This window comes from Caloranaerobacter longqiensis (genome assembly GCF_050286925.1).
Lineage (GTDB): Bacteria > Bacillota > Clostridia > Tissierellales > Thermohalobacteraceae > Caloranaerobacter.
Map to the genome: position 1 here is coordinate 1 of NZ_JBFWFX010000055.1, position 1,561 is coordinate 1,561.

General features: G+C 31.3%; 4 protein-coding genes. All 4 read left to right on the forward strand.

Features of this window, described 5'->3' with window-relative positions; translation table 11 throughout:
* Positions 1-303: 303 nt before the first annotated feature.
* Genes AB4Y15_RS13975 through AB4Y15_RS13990 form a run of 4 tightly spaced genes read left to right on the forward strand, consistent with a single transcriptional unit; the run spans position 304 to position 1,307 of the window.
* A complete protein-coding gene (locus AB4Y15_RS13975) occupies positions 304-618 on the forward strand; it encodes a hypothetical protein (protein WP_427340949.1) in 315 nt (104 codons plus the stop codon).
* Positions 619-634: 16 nt separating this feature from the next.
* Positions 635-766 (forward strand): hypothetical protein, encoded by a 132-nt coding sequence (locus tag AB4Y15_RS13980; protein ID WP_427340950.1) that lies wholly within the window; start codon positions 635-637, stop codon positions 764-766.
* Between the two features lie 10 nt (positions 767-776).
* Positions 777-1,166, forward strand: coding sequence for a single-stranded DNA-binding protein (locus AB4Y15_RS13985; protein WP_427340951.1), 390 nt, complete (start codon positions 777-779; stop codon positions 1,164-1,166).
* A gap of 18 nt (positions 1,167-1,184) precedes the next feature.
* Entirely contained in the window at positions 1,185-1,307 is a 123-nt protein-coding gene (locus AB4Y15_RS13990) for a hypothetical protein (protein WP_427340952.1), read from the forward strand.
* Positions 1,308-1,561 lie beyond the last annotated feature (254 nt).

Consider the following 1,561-nt stretch of genomic DNA (forward strand, 5'->3'; position numbering starts at 1 on the left):
TATACAGATTATTATTGATGAAGAAGAAGGTAGATATTGGATAAATGTATTAAATGAAAACTATACAGGAGATTTAGATGATGACCCTCTATTAGAGCAATATGTATTAGTACCAATTAGTAAAATTCAAGATAGGCTAGAGATAATTTTGTAGATATACATTTTATTTAAATGAGTGCGAATATAAAAAATAAAAAAATAGGAGGGACAATTATGAAAACTTGGGAAATTTGTGCGAATTTATGATTATGCAATAGAAATAAAAACATATTAAAAATGAAAAATAATTAAGGAGGGTGTTTTATGAAAAATATAAAAAAAATGTTTAGATTAAATGATGATGGAGTAGCTGAATTTATAGTTGCTAAAAGCAAATTGGAGGCTTTGAATTATGCAGCAAATATATGGGGGATAGATACTGTATTAGCAATTTATGATGATTATAAAAAATATAATCCAGATATGACTCCTGAAAAATTCATAGAAACTTTTGTAATAGACGGAGTATTTACTCATTATGAATACGGGGAACATGGAAAAACAGTAACTAAAACTATAAAAGAATTTTTAGATGATATTGAAGAAGTACCAAGTTACTTTGCATATGAAGATTGTTAAAAAAAGGAGGGTTATTATGGATTGTTGGTTGGAAGCTGAAAATATTACAGATGAATTAATGAAACGTGGTCTTGTTGAAAAAGAAGTAGAAAAAGAAGTTACAGCAGTTATTTATCAAGAATTAATTAGAATTGAAAATACATTATAACAGGAGGGATATGGTGAATAGCGTAGTTTTAATCGGCAGATTAACAAGAGACCCAGAATTGAGATTTCTACCTGGAAACGGAAAAGCAGTTGCCACCTTTAATATAGCGGTTGATAGACCTTTTACTAATACAAAAGGAGAAAGAGAAACAGATTTCTTTAAAATCGTAGTTTGGGGTAGACAAGCTGAAAATTGTGCTAACTATCTAGGGAAAGGCAGACTTGTAGGGATTCAAGGCAGAATACAGACTAGGGCATATGAAACACAGCAAGGTGAAAAAAGATATGTTACAGAGATAGTGGCTGAGAGAGTGCAGTTTTTAGATTGGGGAAACAAAGGACAAGCTGATGATACACCAGACGGATTTCAACCTGTATACGACGAGGAAATTCCATTTTAGAATGAATGGGGGATATAAATGAGAAATAACTGGTATGCATTATTTCTGTGTATAGTTAAAAATTATTCTGTAGACCAATCTTTAGGACTTATGAAAATAAGGCCGAGAAGGGGGCGATATTGTGGTAGAAATTTGCAATAAAATTAGCAAAGAGTATAGAAAAACTTGCAATTGAACAGGGCATGGACTTGAAGGAATGCATTGAAGCTGGAATTGATTTATTGAGAATGCAACAGATGAAACAATCAATAGACACTTTAAAACGAGGTGGTATTAATGTTGCAAGAAGAAATTAGACAAGCTCAATTGGAATTAAAGTGTGCTGAAAACAGATTTAATAATGCAACAACAGAAGATGAAATTGATATAGCTATCTTTGATATGAAAGCAGCCGA

Bases quoted from the DNA above. Each gene is read 5' to 3' on its own strand.
- AB4Y15_RS13975 (WP_427340949.1), top strand. From the start codon at position 304: ATGAAAAATATAAAAAAAATGTTTAGATTAAATGATGATGGAGTAGCT.
- AB4Y15_RS13980 (WP_427340950.1), top strand. From the start codon at position 635: ATGGATTGTTGGTTGGAAGCTGAAAATATTACAGATGAATTAATGAAA.
- AB4Y15_RS13985 (WP_427340951.1), top strand. From the start codon at position 777: ATGGTGAATAGCGTAGTTTTAATCGGCAGATTAACAAGAGACCCAGAA.
- AB4Y15_RS13990 (WP_427340952.1), top strand. From the start codon at position 1,185: ATGAGAAATAACTGGTATGCATTATTTCTGTGTATAGTTAAAAATTAT.